Below are 18,010 nucleotides of genomic sequence, written 5' to 3' on the forward strand. Positions count from 1 at the left end.
TCAAATAAGGACTGTTTTCAATGAGCGACCAAAGCCAAGCCGCAAACCTTAATGGCCTCGATGAGCCCAAGAGCACTGACAGGACCCATATCGAGGTCATCTCCGAAGGGCTCGCATACAAAGGCTTCTTCAAGATCCGGACGCTGCGTTACAGATTCAGGATGTTTGACGGATCGCTCAGTGGCGAGCTGACCCGGGAGGTGGCCGATCGCGGAAATGCCGTGGCGGTGCTGCCCTACGATCCGCAACTCGACTGCGTGGCTCTCATCCGCCAGCACCTTGCTGGCAATATCGTCGCAGACGTCCCCAACCGTCCGTTGCAGGTCATCGCAGGGATGGTGGAGACGAATGAACTGCCGAAGGATGTCGCCGTGCGCGAGGCATTCGAGGAAGCCGGGCTTACCCTCGAGGAAAACTCTCTGAAAACCGGCCCGACCTTTATGCCGTCGCCAGGTGGCTCCTCGGAAGTCATCCACACATTTACAGCACTGACCGACCTGGCGGGTGCCCAAGACCAGGGTATCTTCGGTCTTGTGGAAGAGCACGAGGACATCCGCCTGGAGATCGTGCCGGCGCTCGAGGCTATCCGCATGCTCGATGAGGGCGAGATCACCGCAGGTCCGGCCGTCGTTCTGCTGTCGTGGTTTGCCCGCCACCGTGAGAAGATGCTTCAGGATCATCAGGCATCGATCACCCAGCAGAAGGTCTTCGACCTGGTCAAGAAGTCCTGGTGCCGCCTGACCGCGCAGAACCCGGACGACTGGGCGCCTGAGGCCCCCTATGTTGGCCAATGCGCCGTGACCGCCTGTCTCCTCTATGAGCAGCTTGGTCTGCCGGTGGTGCGTGGCCAGGCCTTCCTGCCGGACGGGACCGTCGAAAGCCACTACTGGAACGAGGGGGTGGACCTTACTGGGCGGCAGTATCCTCAAGGTACCATCTTCAAGCCGCGGCATGAGGGCCCTCAAGGGGAGCGGGCATATGTCTATGTGCGCAAGAATCCAAATGCGGAGAAGCGTCTGAAGGTCCTGCGTGCTGGTTTTGAGCTGCTGGCCGGCTAACCGCGAGTGAACATGTGAAGGGGCGCTGCTTGGATTCCAAGACCAGCGCCCCTTTGCTTTAGTAATTCGAACTCTCTTTGACGGTTGTTCAATCGCTACCCTGCAGGATAGCCTGACGCCGGTGTGCCGAAGGTGGAGGTCAAGGTAGCATGGACGACGAAGACGCTGACAGAGGCTCGGAGCCTTGCTTTGCTCACCTCCTTGTTGATGGGCACCCGGTTGATCCCGAGACCGCAAGGGACGTGGCGCGGTTCAGAAGAGCTGAGCGGGCCCGTTTGATTTCGGCCCGCGCGCTCTCGTCTGTGGACCGCAGACATGCGACCGCTACCCTCATCGACGAACTCCGGAAGGCTGTCCGGCCCCGGCCTGGCGTCACTGTCGCCGCATATTGGCCGATCAGGGGTGAGCCGGACATTCGGCCCTGGATGATATCAGCCCACGAAGCGGGGGCCAAAGTGCTCCTTCCGGTGGTAGGAGAGCCAGAAAGCGCGCTGGAGTTCCGTGTCTGGACGCCGGGCTGCAGGATGGTGCGGGGCGTGTGGAATATTCACGTACCCGCCGATGGGGCCGTATGCGTGCCGAACGTCGTCATTGTTCCTCTCGTCGGAGTGGATGAGGATCTTTACCGTCTGGGCAACGGCGGTGGTTATTACGACCGGACACTGACCTGGATCGATCCGCATCCGCGGTGCATTGGTGTTGGTTTTGCCGGATGTCTACTGGCTACGATCTATCCGATGCCTTGGGACGTCCCTATGGACGAGGTGATCCTGTCCGACGGAACCCATTTGAAGCGCTGAACCGGGATACCAAGTCAGGACTCTGAAATCGTTGCGAGGTGAGCGCGACCTGCCTGCGCTAGCTATGGGGAGCAATCATTGCCAGCGGAATTCAGAGAAGGGGTTCCTCTGTTGAGGGTTGGTCGCGCTCCTATGCCCAACCAAGACTTGGGTGCAAGGTTCCCGGAAAGGGCGGATGAGGGACGTCAGAGACGACATCTGGTTGTCGAGTACTCTTCTCCTCGATGCGATCTGCCACTATGTGAAGTGCAAAGTACGGATCCTCTCGGTCCCAACTGGTGTCCCTACATCGAACTCGGAAAGACTTGTCGTGACAAAAGTGCCTACCTTCCGTATCGACAAGCTCCTTTCGTCGCTGGGCTACGGCTCGCGCAGAGAAGTGTCATCACTTGTCAGGAGGGGGGCAATCTGCTTCGACTCTACGATCGTTCGCGATGTCACGAAACGCATTCCGGTCACCACGGACTTGCCAACTCGGCTGTCGGTAGATGGCAACTACCTCGATCCCATCGCCGGCATGGTCGTTATCCTGAACAAGCCCTTGGGTGTGACGTGCTCGCACGCTGAAGATGGCGATCTTGTCTATGACCTATTACCCGAGCGATGGCGACGGCGCGATCCAGTACTTTCCACTGTTGGTCGTCTGGACAAACAGACTTCCGGCCTGCTGTTGCTGACGGACGATGGCGATCTGTTGCACCGCATCATCAGCCCGAAGCGCCAACTTAGGAAAACTTACCGTGTCACGCTCGCCCGCCCGCTGATCGGAACGGAAGGCGAGCTCTTCGCCTCGGGTTGCCTGATGCTGAAGGGGGAGCAAAAACCACTCGCTCCGGCGGACCTGACAGTCGTCTCTGACACGGAGGTACTGCTCAGTGTGACAGAAGGACGATACCATCAGGTCCGTCGTATGTTCGCAGCCACTGGCAACTTCGTGGCGGCTCTACATCGGGAGCAACTGGGCGGGCTTTCGCTGCCGAATGACCTCTCTCCCGGGCATTGGCGTTTGCTCGGTGAAGATGCGATCAACTCAATATTCTCTTTGGATGAGTGCGCTCGGGCATCTGATCGAGGGGATGAGGTTGTGCTTCCGTTCACAAAATCTGCGACCCGGCCACACTCTGCTCTTAAAGAGTTGAAGGACACATGAGTGGCTGGCGACGCCAATCCAGAGATCTGCTGCGCTTCTCATGAAATGGCAAGGGCCGCAGTTTCCCGCGGCCCGTTGTTTCAGTGTCCGACGAAGCTGGCGGCCTGAGCACCTTTCGAGATGCTCGCGGCCATCTGGCTGATATCCGGCACCGCATCTTCCTTGTCCTCCGGCGCCTTGAACATGTAGCCGCGGCCGTAGACTGTCTGGATGTAGGCTTCGCCGGTGCGCTGGCGGATTTTCTTGCGCAGCTTGCAGATGTAGACGTCGATGACCTTGTCGTACGGGGTGTTGTCCTGCATGCCGTAGACTGCCTCGAAGAGGCTTTCTTTCGGGATCACGCGCCCGGCGTTGAGTGCCAGGTAGTTGAAGATCGAGTGCTCGCGGCCTGTGAGTTCCATGCGCTCTCCGTTCACCTCGGGGTCGCGGCCATCGAGGAATGCCACGATGTCGCCGATCGTCACGCTGGGACTGACATGACCGTGGGTGCGCCGGTTGACGGCATTGATGCGCGCGGCCACTTCGACATTCTTGAACGGGCGGACCAGGACGTCATCGGCGCCAGCGTTGAGCAGGTCCGCGGTGCTGGTCGACTGTTTGAAGTCGCGAATGATGAGAAGGGGGTTGGCATTCTGCTTCTTGCCGGCGCGAACGGACCGGATGAAGTCGAGGGTGTTGTTCTCGTCGTGCGAGATGAGGACCGCGCGGGTTTCATGACCACCCTGGCCGATCATCGACAGGTCCATATTGAAGAAGTCTTCATTGACACGGATGGTCTCGATCCCGACTTCCATCATGTCCTGGCTTGTGTTCACAAAAATGTCGTCGTTCGGCTCGTAGTAGTAAACCTGCATGTGCTCTCCTGAAAAAAGGTTTGTTCTAATCGTCTAATCAAACGAGTAACGCTTACTTAAAAGGATAGGCAAGATTAGTCAACGAGAAATATCGATTAACAGAAGAATAGATTGCTCGCCGCTCTGTCAACATAAGGATAGGTTGGTTGAGTAGGCGGTCCGCGCCAGCGTTCACGGAGCGTTAATCGGCCACATGTATCGTCCTCATGAATAAATGAGGCCATCCATGCACTTCAAGCGATCACCCGGCGCCCTGAGGGGGCTGATCACCACATTCCTTCTGGCGGCATCGATCCTTGCAGCCCCGGAGGTCGCCTCGGCCGAAGTCAGGATCAAGGACATTGCGAGTTTCGAGGGGATCCGGGAAAACCAATTGGTCGGCTATGGCATCATCGTGGGCCTCAACGGCTCCGGCGACAGCGCCGGCAACAGCCCGTTTACCAGCCAGGCCGTGAAGGGCATGCTGCAGAAGCTCGGCGCAGGCAATGTTCCGCAGGAAGACATCGGCACGGACAACGTTGCCGCGGTCATGGTCACTGCATCCTTGGCTCCGTTCGCCCGTCAGGGGTCGACCATTGACGTGGTAGTCTCCTCATTGGGGGATGCTTCCTCCCTGCGCGGTGGCACATTGGTGGTCACGCCTTTGTCCGGTGCCGATGGCAGTGTCTATGCTGTCGCACAGGGGCCCGTCAGCGTGGCAGGCTATGCGGCACAGGGAAATGGCGCCAGCGTGGTGCAGGGGGTGCCCACCGTCGCGCGAATTGAGAACGGCGCCACGGTTGAGCGTGAAATCCATTTCGACCTGAACTCACTGGAAAACATCAGGATTGCCTTGCAAGAGCCCGACTTCACGACGGCAAAGCGGGTTGCTGATGCGATCAATACTCATCTGGGGTCAAAAGCTGCGAGGATGCTTGATCCCACCACGATCCGGGTTTCCCGGGCGCCGGGCGACGATGTGCCGATGATGATCGCTGAATTGGAGAACTTGACCTTGACGCCGGACACCAAGGCGAAGGTGGTCATCGATGCGAAGTCCGGAACGATCGTCATCGGCTCCAACGTTCGTATCGATCGCGTGGCCGTCAGCCAGGGCGGGCTCACCGTCAAAATCGAAGAGACCCCGGAAGTTGTTCAGCCCGAACCCATCACCATCGGCGGCACCACCGTTGTGGTTCCCGAGACCAACATCGAGGTGCAGACCAAGGATGCTGATTTTGTCGTCCTCGAGGGCGGTGATGTGAGCCTGCAGGACCTTGTAGATGGGCTGAATGCAATCGGGGTAGGGGCTGAGGAAACCATTTCGATCCTGCAAGCCATCAAGGCAGCAGGTGCCCTCCACGCCGATCTCGAGATTATCTGAGGATCCACATGGCAGACCTTTCAATCCAATCGTCGAGCTATCAGACGCAACCCAGGGCGGGGGACCAGCAAAGATCGCCGCAATCGAACGAGGCAGCCAAGGAGTTCGAGGCAATGTTCCTGGCGCAGACCTTCGAGCAGATGTTCTCCACGGTGGACATGGGCTCCTTCAGTGGGGGGCACGCCGAGAAGATGTGGCGCTCCGTCTTGAGCCAGGAATACGCTGACGCGGTTGCGGAAAGCGGCACTACAGGAATTTCGCGGAGCATCTCAGGCATGCTTTCCGCCTATGACACGCAAACCAAGAGCAAGTAAGAAATGAACGAGCGAAAGCAGGAGTCGCGCCTCAAGAAGCGCATCATGGAACGTATGGCCGGGGACACCACGGAACCGGCAGGTCTCGATGAAAGGGATGAGGCAGCCATCGGCAAGTTCGCCGCCGCGGTCTCGGACCTGATCGTTCTCCTTCAGGAAGAGAACATCGCCCTCGAGAAGGGGGACGTGCAGCAGATCGAACCTCTGTTCCAGAGGAAGCAGGATATCTACGCCAGGCTGAAAATCCACGAGCCCATCGTGGAGCCGATCCTGAAATCTCGCACCCATGACCTTCCGGACCTGCGCGAGAACCTTGGAGAGCTGCAACGTCTCGTGAACGCCAACGGCATCTTGATCGAGCGGATTTCGGCCGCGACCTCGGCTGTCGCACGTGAGGTCAAACGCATTCAGAAACGGCATTCCCTTGATGGATTGTATGAGAAATCCGGAAGGAAAGTCGGGGATCCAACTGCCTCGCGACGGCGTTTCGACGAAAAAATGTAAGTCGTATACTTCTTTTTAACCGCCCCCTCAAAGATAGGCTGGGTAGGCACAAGCCAAAACGCCAGAACGGCGGCAGCCAAAGAAAACACGGAGAAAATTCCTAATGGCATCTATTCTGACCAACAACTCGGCAATGAACGCTCTCAAGACCATGCGCAGCGTGAACAGCCAAATGCAAGAGAACCAGGACCGCATCAGCACCGGCCTGAAAGTCTCGTCCGGTAAGGACAACGCTGCATACTTCTCGATCTCGAAGACCATGGGCGGCGACAGCGGCATGTTCAAGTCGATCGACGAAGGCCTGACCCTCACCCAGAACAGCGTGAAAACCGCGCGCGTCGGCGCCGAGAACGTCGAAGACCTGACCCGTCAGTTCTCCGAGCGTGTCGCCTTCGCTCAGTCGGACGCCGTCGACCGCGCTGAAGTCCAGAAGGAACTGGATGAGCTGGCTGCCCGCGTGCAGACCACCATCGACCAGTCGACCTTCAACGGCAACGACCTGGTTTCTGGCGCGGCCTCGACCCAGACCGTTATCACCGGCATCAGCCGCGCTGGCGGCTCGTTCGGCACCACGTCGATCACCTTCAGCTCGGTGAACCTGCAGGCGATCCAATCGACCCTGGCCAACATCAACGTGAACACCACCGGCTCCCTGTCGGCTGCTCTGGACACGGTGGAAGGCGCCCTGAACGACGCCATCGACGCGGCCACCTCGCTCGGTGTCGCCGAGAAGTCGATCGAGACCCAGAAGGACTTCCTGAAGAACCTGACGGACACGCTCGACTCCGGCATCGGCTCGATGGTCGACGCGGACATGGAAGAGGAAGCGGCTCGTTCGCAATCCCTTCAGGTGCAGCAGCAGCTGGCGACCCAGTCGCTATCCATGGCCAACCAGCAGCCCCAGTCGCTGCTCTCGCTCTTCGGCTGACGCTGATGAGCGGGGCCGGGGGATCACTCCCCCGGTACCACATACAACAAAAAGGCCCGTCGGTTTCGGCGGGCCTTTTCTTTTGACGGCGTGTCTCGAATTTTTAAAACCCGAATTCTTCAGCCTTGTACTCGATGCCAAAGAGTACCTTGGTGCGCACGGCCTCCGATATCGGATAGAACAGTGGCTGGAGCTGAACCAGCGTTCTCATGACCGAAGGCAGAACGGGACCTGCCTTTTCCGCAGTTTGCTCCTCGAGCTTGGTGTAGAGGACCGCATTGGTAACGGGGTTGGCCACCGACATCTGCGGGATCACGACGGTACCCAGAGAGAAGTACATGGCCGTGAGCAGGATCGGAGCGGCGAGCCATATTCGCCCGAGAGCAGCCATGGAGCCGAACCACAGTGTCTTGAAGGTGTGAACAAGGGCACCAAGGCAGGAGAAGATGAAGGCGACAAGAGGCACATAGGCAATTCGGATCGCGTTCAGGCCGGTATCTTCACTGGCTCCGCCTTCTTCGAAGTCTGAGACTGGTGCGAGGACCTTCACGACTTCCCGATCGGCGAGTGCGTTCACCCATGGGTCATAGAAAGTCTTCTCGAACGTCTCCAAGCTCCAGTCCGACTTGAGCTGTAGGCTATCGACATCGATCTTTAGGTCCCTCTGCCAACGCGATTGGATGGTTTCATCAGCCTGGAACTGTGAAAAATCATAGGTGTGGGGAAGGTATCCGCCGAAATTCTTGCTAATCTCGAACCGATAGCGCGGTTCGATCTCGGCCATGATCTGCTTTTCGACCTGGGCGTAGAAGCCTTTCTTGTCCCGCGGCGACCAGCGATCGGATACTTGAACGCCTCCCTCTCGAACCTTCTTTCTCACGCGGGGAAAATAGCGCTGCGGCACGTTCCATGGCTGGTACCGACCGAGGCCCTTGAGGTATTTCTGGTATGCCTTGTGCTGCTCGACCGAGATGTTGTCGAGCTGCTCTTCGTAGGCCTGCGCGATTTTCAGATAGCCATTATAGCTTTCCTTCACGCCGACTTCGCTGGGAAGGTAGACCGTGTTGTAGTAGTGAACCACGCCGCCGATCGCTTCGTCAGTCCGTCTGCGAACAACCTCCTGGACTTCCCTCTCGGTCTTGCCTTCCAGATCGTCGGTATTGAGAGCCAGGGCAGGGAGCAGCGCAAGGAAGGTCTTGGCCTCGGGGGAGGACATATCCACGGTCTCAGCTGGCAGCCCATTGAGGACGATGTCCTTAGAATGGACAGCTTCGGTCAACAGGACCATTGTCGCTGCAGCCCGGCGGGCTTCTGCGCTCGAACTTGCAGTGATAGCTTTCAGGATGCCTTCCTGGACCAGATAGCTGACACCGCAGCACGCCAGCAGCGCCATCGCCATCAAGAACGCCGTGGCAACGCGCGAGTAACTTGCCACCACGGTCTTTTTCAGGATCTTCGGCCAGACGACCAGGGTCAGGGCAATACCTGAAATGAAGCGGCCAAAGAACTCGATCTCGTCGACGACTTCCTCATCCATGGTGGATCCCACCACGTCGAGGAGGCGCGCATTGAATGCAAGCTCGAAGAGAAGGTAGGTTCCCGTCACAAGGAACAGGAACACGTAGTGCTTCTTTGCGAGGACTGGTTTGGGCAGCCAGGTTCTTCGCTTCTTGGGCGCCTCGGGCTGAGGGGTGGCGGCAAGCCTTCTCGCCCGTTCGATAACGCGTCGGCTTGCAGTGACTTCAGTCATAGAGGCTGACCTTCACCGGATCGTCTTCGTCCTCCCGCTCGTCCGCTTCTGCCCTTTGGGCAGTGGAGATGGGGCCTCGGCCGGTGGGCGGAGCCTTCTTGCTCGCCACCGTACTGATGGGAGCGTTGCCAACGGGCGTGTTGCCAACCGGCGTCTGGACGGAGGTCCGGATAGGAGGCGGATTGTAAGGTTTCAGAATGAGCGGAGGGGCCTTCCGCGACGCGGGCGTGACCGCCGGCTGATCGCGTACGTCCACAGAGCACCCGGCGAGGAGGGCGACTGCGAATAGGCCGCCCAGCGCGGGGCGAACTTTGCGCGATTGATTTTCAGAGTTCTTGGAACTGGCAAAAAGACGGGGAAGCGTGACGACGCGCAAGTATTCTCTCCTGATCACAGAGCTTGTATTCTGCCAAGGAATGAAAATGATGGCAACACTTTCTTAAAAGGTTTGCCATCTATTCTTAAACATTCCGCCTGAGAGATCACGCCTTTGTGCCTTCGGCCTGCAACTTGTATTAACTGGGAGGCTGTACAGTTTTCAGGAACACACCAAAGGGAAGAAGACCAAAGAATGAGTGTTTCTGCATATAAAAAGACCATCAGGAATACGGAGACACCTCGAGAGATCGAGCGCAGGATCATGTCCCGGATCACCAACAAGTTGTCGAAGGTCCAGGCAGACTTCGACAAGGCGGACAATCTCAAGCAGGCAATCACGGCAGATGTTCGCGAGGCAATCTATGAAAATCAGCAACTTTGGATCACAGTGAAGGCTGATTTGATGGCTGATGGAAACCAGCTTTCAGCCCAGCTCCGGGCCGATCTGATTTCCCTGGCCATGTGGGTCGACCGGCAATCGGACGCCGTACTCGGTGGAGAGGGCCGGATCGCGCCTCTGATCGAGGTAAACCAGAACATCATGAACGGCCTCTCGGGCAAAAAGTAAGGGGGGAAGCATGTCACTCAAGCTGACCGTGAAGCCAGACGAATATCTCGTCGTGAATGGCTGTGTGATCAAGAACCGCGGCAATCGCGCTGTCATCAGTATCGAGAACCACGCGGATGTTCTGAGAGGAAAGGACCTTCTTGAGCCACAGGACGTGAAGACCCCACTTCAGAAGGCGTATTACGACATCCAGACCGCCTTGATCGATGCCAGACAGCGCGAGGAGTTGGTTCCGAAAATCCAGGCCGCGCTGGGGAAACTGGCGGCGGTGCTGGGAGGCTACGCTCAATGCCTGATCTTCGAAGCCGCCAACAACGTCAGCGTCGGGAACTTCTACCTGGCCCTGAAAGCTGTCGGCAAGGCCAACAAGCTTGAAAGCACTGCGGCGTGAGCCAAGGCGCCCTGTCATCAGGGCGCCCCCCTTCGCGCAAACCATGAATCTACCGATGCGAGGTGGATCGATATCGAGGCATTGGAAGACTACTCCGACAAGCAGTCGATCATGATCACCCGCAAGGCGCTCGAATGGCGCCACAGATTTGACTTCCATCGTGAAATCGCAATCTAGGACCAAGTGAACAAGGAACAGAGCCATGATAACGATCAGCGGCCTCGCAACCCCGGTCGCCATGAAGGTTGCGGCTGATACCAAGGATAAGTCTCTCGAAAGCATCCGCAACGAGGTGATCCACAAGCGTGCGATCGAGCGCTTCAATGAAAGCGCCCCTGACGTGGAGTCGGTGGAGGATTTCATCAACGACTATGACACCTTCAGCTTCGTGATGAAGGCTTATGGTCTTGAGGACAAGATCTACGCCAAAGGCATGATGAAGGAGATCCTCGAGAGCGACATTGACGACGAGAACTCCTTGGTGAACCGCCTCAACGACCCGAAGATTACCGCCCTCTACAAGGCGATGGACTTCCAGGCCGGCGGCGTAACCAACTACAACACGCTCTCCAGTCAATGGCGGCAGGAGATCGTCGACAAGTACGTCAGTAATGAGTACATCGGCGAGATCACCGACGAGAACGCCAATCTGGGGGTCATCCTGAAGTTTCAGGAAAAGGCGTCCGAGCTCACCAGCTGGTACAAGGTCCTGGCTGATGCGGATTTCGGTGAGTTCATGCGCACGGCTCTGAATATCCCGGAGAACGTGATCTACCTCGATGTCGACAAGCAGAAGGAAATCTTCGAGGAAAAATACGATATCGAGGACCTGCATGACCCAGAGGAGCTCGAGCGGCTGACCAAGAGGTACGCGGTCGTGAAAGATATTACAGACCCTCCGCAGAGCAGTGCCCTGCAAAGCCCGATCCTGCAACTGATCAGCCCATCGTATGGCTACGGTGGAAGCGGTTTCACTGCGATGACCTATGACATCAGCTCACTGTCGAGCTTCTCGGGCAGCGCTTACCGCTGATCCTGTGACGCGGCCTGATCCAGAACCACGGCCGCGTCTTCTCCCCATTTGAAGAGCAGGGAGACTCTGAAATCGAAGGTGACTCCGAAGACAGACACGATGCGATCGAGGTCGGCCATCAGGTCGTCTGAAGGTCGCAGGTCCGAAAACAGCTCGATGGTGAGCAGGTCGCTGTCGAGAAGCACATCCACCTCCAGACGACCCAGTTGACCGAAGCTGCCACGCAGAATGGTCCTCACCATCTCATTTTCAGGATCTTCGATTGGCGCCTCGCGGCGCTGCAGAAACTCCACCTCATCGGGGGTGCCGTTGTGGAAGAATGGCATCTGCCATGTCAGATACCCAAACTCCGCATCCAAAGGCGCGATCGGCTTGGCAGAGATGCGCCGAGCAAGCGCCATGAGGCGTGTGTCCCCATTGTATCCTGCTCCGGCTTTCCGCGCTGCAAGGCCTGCCAGGACACCGCCTCGAACGACCATCGGGAAGAGAGCGACTACCAGTGCGAAGGAATTCGCGTTCATGTGGGGGAAGACAGCGTTCAGCGCCCGGATGGTGACGTCCGACGGCATGGATGATCCCATGACCCTTCCGACATCGCCAGTGCCAAGCAGGCTTTGATTGAGCCCTGCCGGGACCGTGGAGAGAGGGCCCGACTTGTCTATCGAAGTCATGATCGCGGACGAGTTTGGCGGTGCCTCATTCAGTCCTGGGGCTATACTCTGAAAACTGACGCGGCCGGTCTCGGCATCGAAGGACAGCTTCAGGCGTGCGCCCACTTCTAGGTCGGCCCTCTGAACCTGCAAAGAGAGCAGCCCAAGACGGGTCTGGACCTGAAGAGTTCCTTCTGTGGTCACGGACTTCACGCTTCCGTCGAGCCAGCCGGCACCGGCCAGGGCTTTCAGATCGACTTGCGATGACGCCTTGCCGACTTCGACAGAGACCGGAGGCTTGACCGAAATCTTGCCTCCGGCCGAGTAGGGGCCGGACCCGGCGATGTATTTGACCCCACCCGTGCTCATTCGACCATGACGTCCTCTTCGTCATTGAGAGGCAGCTGGAGAGCGCCCTGATCCGCAAGGTTCTTTGCCACATCGACAAGGGCCGACTGGGCGTTTTGAACGTCGCGCATTCGCACCGGGCCCATGGTCCTGATTTCTTCGGTCAGCATCTTGCGGGAGCGTTCCGGCAGGCACTGCAGGAAGTAGTCGCGCACCTCGGGCTTTGCGGCCTTGAGCGCGGTCGGCACCCGCTGACCTTCGGTGCCCGCCCGGATCACTGCACCCAGGCTTTGAGCATCGAGGCGTGCAAGGTCGTCGAAGGTGAACATCTTCTGTTTGATGCGCGCCATGTCCTCCGGCATGCTGCTGTCGAGCTTTCCGGAGATTGCCTCGAAGAGCTCGGGCGGGACCTTGTTGAAGATGTTGGCCATGCGCTCGAAGGAATCCGCTCCGCTGACCTGCGCCGCGGCATTCACGAACTCGGTCTCGAGCGTGCTCTCGATGCTCTCCAGAACGTCTTGTGGCACCGCCTCGAGTTTGATCATGCGTTCGATGACATCTTGCATCATGGCTTCAGGCAGAAGCGGGAGCACCTTTGCGGAGACGTCGGGCTTCACCTGGGAAAGGATCGCGGCGACCGTCTGGGCGTTTTCGAGCTTGAGATAGTTGGCGATGACGCTCTCATTGAGGGAGCTGAACTTCGCCCACATGCTCTTGCCCTTGAGGGGCCCACGGATATCGCGCATGACCCTTTCGACGGCGTCGTCGGGCATGATCCGTTTGAGCCAGTCCTCGGCCTCTCCGAAGTTGCCATGCACGCCGCCACCTGCAGAGAATGCCTCGATGAACTCGGTGATCACGTCCTCCACTACATCCGTCGTCACCTGGCCAAGGCCGGCGATGGCCCGGCTTACGGGCAGGACTTCGGATTCATCCATGTCCTTCATGAGGTCGGAGCCCTGTTCCTGTCCCAGGCAGAGCAGGAGGATTGCTGCCTTTTCAGAGCCCTTGATCTGTTTGATGTCGGTGCGAACTAGATTGTCCATCATTGAATTCCTTTATGAATAGGTTGGCAGCCGAGATTACTCGTCAAGGCTGCCGGCCTTGTCTTCTTGAATGTCTTCTGCCACGAGCGAGCTTTCTTCATGATGAAGGATGCGCTCAAGCATTACCCCCATGAGAAAAACAACCCGCGCATCGACGCCTTCGTTCTCAGAGAGTCCCTCGAGCACCTGCTGCAAGGCATGGCTGCCCGAGAGTTCTATTCCTCTCTCATCGGCCAGAGCCTTCAGCTGAGGATAGAGAGGGTGATTTTCCAGCTTCTCAGTGGCCAATGGGCCAAGTCCCTGCTCAGGGGACAGATCTTCCGCGGTCATTCAGCCTCCGGCCATCGGCATGTAGCCATCAATCAGCGAGCCTGCGAGCATGTACCAGCCATCGGCCAGCACGAAGAAGATCACCTTGAAAGGCAGGGAGATCATCACTGGAGGCAGCATCATCATGCCCGCACTCATGAGCACGGAGGCGACAATAAGGTCGATCACGATGAACGGGAGGTACATCAGGAAGCCGATGGTGAATGCGCGACGAAGCTCGGAAATGACGAAGGCTGGCATCAGTTCGCGCCATCCGGCGGTCTCGAGGGTGGTCGGCTGCTCGGATGGGATCTTGGCGATATCCTGAAAAAGCTGCAGGTCCTTTTCCCGCGTGTTGGCAAACATGAACGCCTTGAATGGCTCCGAGACACGTTCAAGGGCCTGCTCTTCAGTGATGCTGTCTTCGAGAAGCGGCTTGAGGCCTCCCTCCCAAGCATCATTGAAGACGGGCTGCATGACAAAGAAGGTCATGAAGAGCGCCAGTGAGCTCAGCACCATGTTGGGCGGCGTCTGATTGAGCCCCAGGGCCGAGCGCAGCATCGAGAAGACGATGACGAAGCGGGTGAAGCTCGTCATCAGCACCAGAAGTCCCGGAGCAATGCTCAGAACGGTCATCAGGGCGATCATCTGCAGGATGCGGCCACTGAGTTCGGTGGTTCCCTGATTGGACCCGGAGAGCTGCTCTGCTGCCGATCGGAGCAGCCCGGAGACCTCCTGGGCCCCCGCCGGCTGAGCAATGAGGGTGGCACCGAGAATAAGCGCGGAGAGGTGGAAAAGTCTGTTCATGTCAGGGAATTCTTTCGTCCTGAATCTTCTTAAGTTTGCTTCGTAAGGTCTTGAGGTGAATGCCTAGTTTTTCAGAGGCTTCCCGATCGGTGCGGCATCGGGAAACCGTCGAGATGATCACGGCACGTTCGATGTCCGCCAGGCTGTGCCCGACGAACCTCGCAGCGATCTCCACAAGCGACTTCTGTCGACTGGGTGGGACATTTTCAGAAACCGCCGCCATGGCCAAATCAGGTGCCCGGCACAAACTGTTTGACGATTTCAGTCAGCGAGACCCCGACGTTGTTGTCTCCGGTGGAGACGAGCTCGCCGCGTGCAACAGTGCGATTGTTGATCATCACATCGACAGGCGAGCCGATCTTTCGGTTCAGCTCTACGACCGAGCCACGGCTGAGCTTGAGCAGTTGCGAGATCGGCAGCTTGGTGCTTCCGAGCACGATCTGCACGTCCATGTTTACGCCCATCATCGCATCGATGTTTCGGCCTTCCGGCTCCTCCACCTGCGCGGGCGCAGCGCCGCCGGCCGCTGCCTCGGCCGCTTCGTCGATATCCTTTATTTCCAGTCCATCTGCCATCTGTGTTACTCCTCAGGCTGTTCTGTAGTGTTTTGAGTTTGTTGTTGTGTCGGGCGAAGCATGGCTTCGATCTCTTCGATCAGCGTGCTGACCCGGTGCTCCATGAAGCCGTTGCGCCACTCGACGCGGACGTCCGCAGGGCCAAGTTCTTCATCTGGCTCCACGCTGAGCGAGCAAGCAGCCGATGTATCGCCGAGACCGGCAACCAACTCGCCAACCGGTGCCACCAGACCGGGCGCGACCTTGACTGCGAGCACCTGGCCTTCTGACAGTCGTGCGAGGCGCTGCCCTACGAGCTTGGCGATCAGTTCGGGCCCCATCTGCTGGGCAAAGACCGGCGCAAGCTTGGAGAATACATTGTAAGCGAGGTCGACCATCTGTCCCTCGAGTGCCCGTTTGTGGTCGGGAAGCTCCGTTGTGATGACCTGCAGCAAGGGGATGAGAGCTCCTGCGGCGTTCGCCACCTGTTGCCCGATCTCACTCTCGGTCTTGGCAACACCGGCCGCATGCCCTTGCAGAAAGGCTTCTTCCCGTGCGCTGACTACGGCGGCGTCCACTGCCTGTTGGTGCTCGGCGAGCGAATACACGCGATCCTCTCCGGTCAGCCGCAGTCGTTCTCGCTCGGCAGCTTCCTGATCGAAGTTCCGCTCAAAGAGGTTGATGGTCTTCATCACACTCATCCGTCCTTGAGCACCCATCCACGAAGGATTTTCAGAGCCTCTTCGCGATCGCCGGACACCATGTCCTGCAGGTCCTTGATGCGCTTCTTGCGAACGCCGCCTTTCACGGACACCACGTCGATGAAGTCATCCCCATCGCGGGCAGCCTTCTCAGCGGCCACCAGCGCGTCCGACTTGGTTTGGACCGCAGCGGAGGGCGCTCCAGTGTTCTCTCCATCAGCAATGGCGCCATTCTCGGATTGCGCATCGTCTGCCTCGCCCTCGCCGTCTTCGGAAGTACCGGTTGCCGGTTGGGGGAATGCGCGTGCGAGCATCGGCTTGACGCCAAGGAGGAGGATCATGGCGACCACGACAACTACGAAGACCCACTTGAGGATCGTCATGATGTTCTCTTTGAGGGTATCCATGACAGAGCTCGACACCGGCTCGCCGACATCCATCGAGTAGTCGATAAAGCGCAGGCTATCCACAGAGATCGTGTCTCCCCGGGCCACGTCGAAGCCGACGGCGGTGCGAACAAGCTCCTCTAGGCGTTGCAGTTCCTCGGCATTCCGCTCGACGTAGGTCACGTCACCGTTGTCATCGCGGTCATAGATGCCGTTCACCAGGACAGCGACGGAGATCTTTCGAATGTCTCCGGGCTCATAGACGGTCTCAGTCCGGGTGTTTCCGATCTCGTAGTTGACGATTTCAGAGTTGTCTTGCGCGGCAGAGCGGGTGCCGGCTGCCTGGCCGGTATCGCCCATGAGGTTCTCGGGAATGTTGTTGTCGACGCTGACATTGTTACCTTCCCGGGAGGTGCTCTCCTCATTGCTGTTGCGGGTCTCTGTCGATCGAACGACCTGCTCATCGGGATTGAAACTCTCGGAGACAACCACCCGGCGTTGGGTAACGACATCAACGGCGACGTTAACCCGGACATTCCCTGCGCCAACCCGGGCGGAGAGAATACGCTCGATGTCCCGCTCGAAGCGATCTTCATGCAAGGTGCGTGCAGACTGGATCGTTGCCTCTGTCGAGCCCTCGTCGCCGTTCTCTGCCAGGATCATCTTGCCGTCTGCGGTCATGACGGTGACATGTTCGGGGTCGAGGTCGGCGACGCCCGAAGACACCAGGAACCGAATGGCGTTAGCCTGCTCTTCGTCCATGGAGTAGGAGCCGGTCGTACGGATGACCACAGAGGCCTTCGGCGTCGAACGCTCGCGACTGAACGCTTCACGCTCTGGCAGGACGAGGTGTACCCTAGCTGCGTCAACGCCGGCGATCGTCTGGATGCTGCGCGCAAGTTCGCCTTCCATGGCCCGCAGTCGGTTGACCCGTTGCAGGAAGCTGTTCATTCCCATGCTGCTTCCGCCGTCGAAGAGCTCCCAGCCGGGCGCCCCTTCGTTGGGAAGACCGGCTTCGGCTAGAAGCATCCGGGCAGAGGCAAAGCTGGATTTCGGAATTGAGACCACGGCACTGTCAGGGCTGACCTGCACAGGAATGCCCGCACCTTCGAGCGCGGAAACGATCTCGGACGCCGAGGAAGGGCTGAGGCCACTGTAGAGCGTGCTGTAAACTGGCTTTGTGACCTGTTTCACACCGAAGAAGAGAGCGAGCGCGAGGACCAGGCCAACGCCGCCGAGCACGGCCAGACGGGCAGGACCTAGCCCGCGGAGATTGGATAGAATAGCGTTCAAGATACCACCGGGTGTCAATAAATTTTGTTCATGCCGCCAAGGATAGACAGTTTTCATTTGCCTGTAAACCTTACTCGTGTATATTTTCTGCAAGGTTTATTCTTGGAAATTTATTCCACATAGAAGGAGAGATTGTACGCATGCTTGATGTTGAAGTGACCCGCGACGACGGAAGGATTGATTATGAAGTTAGCTACGCTGCAGGTCGCACCCGAGGCGCCTCCTGATGAGCGCAGAAGACACCAATATTCCTGATACCGACGGGACCGGGGAGGAACTGGGGGCTGCCGCGAAGAAGGGGGCCTCCAAGATCGTCAAGATCGTCGCCCTGCTCTTGATTGGTTCCTTCTCTCTCGCCGGTGGTCTCTTTCTTAGCGTGGGCAAGGACGGCGTGATGAGCGCGCTGTCCGGCTCCAGCGAGGAGGAGCAGACCGAACATGCGGCCACAGATGAACACCGGGCTGACGAGAGCCACGAGGCGGCGGGCGAAGGGCAGAAATATTCCTACCTGAATTTTGATGAGATGATCGTCAACATCACCGGTTACACAGCGGCCGGGCGCAAGACGTCGCGCTTCATGAAGATCAAGTTCACCATGGTCTACGAAGATCACGGGGCGGAGGCCGCAGCCGAACTAGAAAGCCGAAAGCTCTACATGCGCGATGCCTTTCAGGACTACCTGCGTCAACTCGATGAGCGAGACTTGCAGGGAAGCTTCGGCTTGGTTCGACTTCGCAGCGAGCTTTTAAAGCGCGCGAAAGCTGTGGCCGGTAACGATGCACCACACGAGATCCTTATCGGCGATCTCATTATCCAGTGAAGAAG

At 58.2% G+C, this 18,010-nt stretch carries 22 protein-coding genes; 11 read left to right on the top strand and 11 right to left on the bottom strand.

Annotation, left to right across the window (positions count from 1 at the left end):
* The first annotated feature begins 20 nt into the window (after positions 1-20).
* The 3 genes from G0D83_RS14375 to G0D83_RS14385 all read left to right on the top strand — a co-directional run bounded on the left by G0D83_RS14375 (position 21) and on the right by G0D83_RS14385 (position 3,008).
* Entirely contained in the window at positions 21-1,058 is a 1,038-nt protein-coding gene (locus G0D83_RS14375) for an NUDIX domain-containing protein (RefSeq protein ID WP_164195194.1), read from the top strand.
* A gap of 149 nt (positions 1,059-1,207) precedes the next feature.
* Positions 1,208-1,858: a 5-formyltetrahydrofolate cyclo-ligase gene (locus G0D83_RS14380; protein WP_164195196.1), complete on the top strand. Its 651-nt coding sequence runs from the start codon at positions 1,208-1,210 to the stop codon at positions 1,856-1,858.
* A 310-nt stretch (positions 1,859-2,168) separates the two neighbouring features.
* The gene (locus G0D83_RS14385) at positions 2,169-3,008 is read left to right on the top strand and encodes a pseudouridine synthase (protein ID WP_370457241.1); all 840 of its coding nucleotides are present in this window, start codon (positions 2,169-2,171) and stop codon (positions 3,006-3,008) included.
* Positions 3,009-3,088: 80 nt separating this feature from the next.
* On the opposite strand, the gene G0D83_RS14390 is transcribed toward G0D83_RS14385, so the two are convergent.
* Complete coding sequence (locus G0D83_RS14390; RefSeq protein WP_164195201.1) at positions 3,089-3,862, bottom strand: response regulator transcription factor; 774 nt, start codon at positions 3,860-3,862, stop codon at positions 3,089-3,091.
* A gap of 226 nt (positions 3,863-4,088) precedes the next feature.
* Between G0D83_RS14390 and G0D83_RS14395 the strand changes: the two genes are divergently transcribed.
* The 4 genes from G0D83_RS14395 (at position 4,089) to G0D83_RS14410 (ending at position 6,971) form a co-directional block, all read left to right on the top strand.
* Positions 4,089-5,225, top strand: coding sequence for a flagellar basal body P-ring protein FlgI (locus tag G0D83_RS14395; protein WP_164195203.1), 1,137 nt, complete (start codon positions 4,089-4,091; stop codon positions 5,223-5,225).
* An 8-nt stretch (positions 5,226-5,233) separates the two neighbouring features.
* Positions 5,234-5,539, top strand: coding sequence for a rod-binding protein (locus tag G0D83_RS14400; protein ID WP_164195205.1), 306 nt, complete (start codon positions 5,234-5,236; stop codon positions 5,537-5,539).
* 3 nt (positions 5,540-5,542) lie between these two features.
* On the top strand, positions 5,543-6,043 hold the full coding sequence (locus G0D83_RS14405; protein WP_164195208.1) for a hypothetical protein: 501 nt from the start codon (positions 5,543-5,545) through the stop codon (positions 6,041-6,043).
* Between the two features lie 103 nt (positions 6,044-6,146).
* Positions 6,147-6,971, top strand: a complete 825-nt coding sequence (locus G0D83_RS14410) for a flagellin (protein ID WP_164195210.1) — start codon at positions 6,147-6,149, stop codon at positions 6,969-6,971.
* A 103-nt stretch (positions 6,972-7,074) separates the two neighbouring features.
* On the opposite strand, the gene G0D83_RS14415 is transcribed toward G0D83_RS14410, so the two are convergent.
* Positions 7,075-8,721 carry a hypothetical protein gene (locus tag G0D83_RS14415; RefSeq protein WP_164195212.1) on the bottom strand — a complete coding sequence of 549 codons (1,647 nt, stop codon included), beginning with the start codon at positions 8,719-8,721 and terminating at the stop codon, positions 7,075-7,077.
* Positions 8,714-9,097, bottom strand: a complete 384-nt coding sequence (locus tag G0D83_RS14420; protein ID WP_164195215.1) for a hypothetical protein — start codon at positions 9,095-9,097, stop codon at positions 8,714-8,716. The genes G0D83_RS14415 and G0D83_RS14420 overlap by 8 nt, the downstream gene beginning before the upstream one ends.
* A 195-nt stretch (positions 9,098-9,292) precedes the next feature.
* On the opposite strand from G0D83_RS14420, the gene flaF reads away from it, so the two are divergent.
* From flaF to G0D83_RS14435, 3 genes are all read left to right on the top strand, one after another.
* Entirely contained in the window at positions 9,293-9,667 is a 375-nt protein-coding gene (gene flaF, locus G0D83_RS14425; protein WP_164195217.1) for a flagellar biosynthesis regulator FlaF, read from the top strand.
* A gap of 10 nt (positions 9,668-9,677) precedes the next feature.
* Entirely contained in the window at positions 9,678-10,058 is a 381-nt protein-coding gene (locus G0D83_RS14430; protein ID WP_164195219.1) for a flagellar biosynthesis repressor FlbT, read from the top strand.
* Positions 10,059-10,260: 202 nt separating this feature from the next.
* Positions 10,261-11,091, top strand: coding sequence for a DUF1217 domain-containing protein (locus G0D83_RS14435; protein ID WP_164195222.1), 831 nt, complete (start codon positions 10,261-10,263; stop codon positions 11,089-11,091).
* On the opposite strand, the gene G0D83_RS14440 is transcribed toward G0D83_RS14435, so the two are convergent.
* From G0D83_RS14440 to fliF, 8 genes are read right to left on the bottom strand one after another with little or no spacing between them, the layout of a single operon-like run.
* Positions 11,082-12,110: a hypothetical protein gene (locus tag G0D83_RS14440; protein ID WP_164195224.1), complete on the bottom strand. Its 1,029-nt coding sequence runs from the start codon at positions 12,108-12,110 to the stop codon at positions 11,082-11,084. The two genes, G0D83_RS14435 and G0D83_RS14440, sit on opposite strands and share 10 nt — an antisense overlap.
* Positions 12,107-13,135: a flagellar motor switch protein FliG gene (locus tag G0D83_RS14445; RefSeq protein WP_164195226.1), complete on the bottom strand. Its 1,029-nt coding sequence runs from the start codon at positions 13,133-13,135 to the stop codon at positions 12,107-12,109. The genes G0D83_RS14440 and G0D83_RS14445 overlap by 4 nt, the downstream gene beginning before the upstream one ends.
* A 36-nt stretch (positions 13,136-13,171) precedes the next feature.
* The gene (locus G0D83_RS14450; RefSeq protein WP_164195228.1) at positions 13,172-13,465 is read right to left on the bottom strand and encodes a hypothetical protein; all 294 of its coding nucleotides are present in this window, start codon (positions 13,463-13,465) and stop codon (positions 13,172-13,174) included.
* Positions 13,466-14,251: a flagellar type III secretion system pore protein FliP gene (fliP, locus tag G0D83_RS14455; RefSeq protein WP_164195230.1), complete on the bottom strand. Its 786-nt coding sequence runs from the start codon at positions 14,249-14,251 to the stop codon at positions 13,466-13,468.
* Between the two features lies 1 nt (position 14,252).
* A complete protein-coding gene (locus G0D83_RS14460) occupies positions 14,253-14,426 on the bottom strand; it encodes a helix-turn-helix domain-containing protein (protein ID WP_164195232.1) in 174 nt (57 codons plus the stop codon).
* A 55-nt stretch (positions 14,427-14,481) separates the two neighbouring features.
* Positions 14,482-14,826 carry a FliM/FliN family flagellar motor switch protein gene (locus tag G0D83_RS14465; protein WP_164195234.1) on the bottom strand — a complete coding sequence of 115 codons (345 nt, stop codon included), beginning with the start codon at positions 14,824-14,826 and terminating at the stop codon, positions 14,482-14,484.
* Between the two features lie 5 nt (positions 14,827-14,831).
* Positions 14,832-15,497, bottom strand: a complete 666-nt coding sequence (locus G0D83_RS14470; protein ID WP_164195236.1) for a FliH/SctL family protein — start codon at positions 15,495-15,497, stop codon at positions 14,832-14,834.
* A 5-nt stretch (positions 15,498-15,502) separates the two neighbouring features.
* Positions 15,503-17,242, bottom strand: coding sequence for a flagellar basal-body MS-ring/collar protein FliF (gene fliF, locus G0D83_RS14475; RefSeq protein ID WP_164195238.1), 1,740 nt, complete (start codon positions 17,240-17,242; stop codon positions 15,503-15,505).
* Positions 17,243-17,411: 169 nt separating this feature from the next.
* Here fliF and fliL point away from each other — a divergent pair, with 169 nt between their 5' ends.
* Positions 17,412-18,005 carry a flagellar basal body-associated protein FliL gene (fliL, locus tag G0D83_RS14480; protein WP_164195240.1) on the top strand — a complete coding sequence of 198 codons (594 nt, stop codon included), beginning with the start codon at positions 17,412-17,414 and terminating at the stop codon, positions 18,003-18,005.
* Positions 18,006-18,010: the final 5 nt, after the last annotated feature.

This window comes from Salipiger sp. PrR003 (assembly GCF_010500785.1).
Lineage (GTDB): Bacteria > Pseudomonadota > Alphaproteobacteria > Rhodobacterales > Rhodobacteraceae > Salipiger > Salipiger pacificus_A.

What these genes read in the sequence shown, in the direction of transcription:
- G0D83_RS14375 (WP_164195194.1), top strand. Translation starts at nt 21, where the DNA reads ATGAGCGACCAAAGCCAAGCCGCAAACCTTAATGGCCTCGATGAGCCC.
- G0D83_RS14380 (WP_164195196.1), top strand. Translation starts at nt 1,208, where the DNA reads ATGGACGACGAAGACGCTGACAGAGGCTCGGAGCCTTGCTTTGCTCAC.
- G0D83_RS14390 (WP_164195201.1), bottom strand. Translation starts at nt 3,862, where the DNA reads ATGCAGGTTTACTACTACGAGCCGAACGACGACATTTTTGTGAACACA.
- G0D83_RS14395 (WP_164195203.1), top strand. Translation starts at nt 4,089, where the DNA reads ATGCACTTCAAGCGATCACCCGGCGCCCTGAGGGGGCTGATCACCACA.
- G0D83_RS14400 (WP_164195205.1), top strand. Translation starts at nt 5,234, where the DNA reads ATGGCAGACCTTTCAATCCAATCGTCGAGCTATCAGACGCAACCCAGG.
- G0D83_RS14405 (WP_164195208.1), top strand. Translation starts at nt 5,543, where the DNA reads ATGAACGAGCGAAAGCAGGAGTCGCGCCTCAAGAAGCGCATCATGGAA.
- G0D83_RS14410 (WP_164195210.1), top strand. Translation starts at nt 6,147, where the DNA reads ATGGCATCTATTCTGACCAACAACTCGGCAATGAACGCTCTCAAGACC.
- G0D83_RS14415 (WP_164195212.1), bottom strand. Translation starts at nt 8,721, where the DNA reads ATGACTGAAGTCACTGCAAGCCGACGCGTTATCGAACGGGCGAGAAGG.
- flaF (WP_164195217.1), top strand. Translation starts at nt 9,293, where the DNA reads ATGAGTGTTTCTGCATATAAAAAGACCATCAGGAATACGGAGACACCT.
- G0D83_RS14430 (WP_164195219.1), top strand. Translation starts at nt 9,678, where the DNA reads ATGTCACTCAAGCTGACCGTGAAGCCAGACGAATATCTCGTCGTGAAT.
- G0D83_RS14435 (WP_164195222.1), top strand. Translation starts at nt 10,261, where the DNA reads ATGATAACGATCAGCGGCCTCGCAACCCCGGTCGCCATGAAGGTTGCG.
- G0D83_RS14440 (WP_164195224.1), bottom strand. Translation starts at nt 12,110, where the DNA reads ATGAGCACGGGTGGGGTCAAATACATCGCCGGGTCCGGCCCCTACTCG.
- G0D83_RS14445 (WP_164195226.1), bottom strand. Translation starts at nt 13,135, where the DNA reads ATGGACAATCTAGTTCGCACCGACATCAAACAGATCAAGGGCTCTGAA.
- G0D83_RS14450 (WP_164195228.1), bottom strand. Translation starts at nt 13,465, where the DNA reads ATGACCGCGGAAGATCTGTCCCCTGAGCAGGGACTTGGCCCATTGGCC.
- fliP (WP_164195230.1), bottom strand. Translation starts at nt 14,251, where the DNA reads ATGAACAGACTTTTCCACCTCTCCGCGCTTATTCTCGGTGCCACCCTC.
- G0D83_RS14465 (WP_164195234.1), bottom strand. Translation starts at nt 14,826, where the DNA reads ATGGCAGATGGACTGGAAATAAAGGATATCGACGAAGCGGCCGAGGCA.
- G0D83_RS14470 (WP_164195236.1), bottom strand. Translation starts at nt 15,497, where the DNA reads ATGAAGACCATCAACCTCTTTGAGCGGAACTTCGATCAGGAAGCTGCC.
- fliF (WP_164195238.1), bottom strand. Translation starts at nt 17,242, where the DNA reads ATGAAAACTGTCTATCCTTGGCGGCATGAACAAAATTTATTGACACCC.
- fliL (WP_164195240.1), top strand. Translation starts at nt 17,412, where the DNA reads ATGAGCGCAGAAGACACCAATATTCCTGATACCGACGGGACCGGGGAG.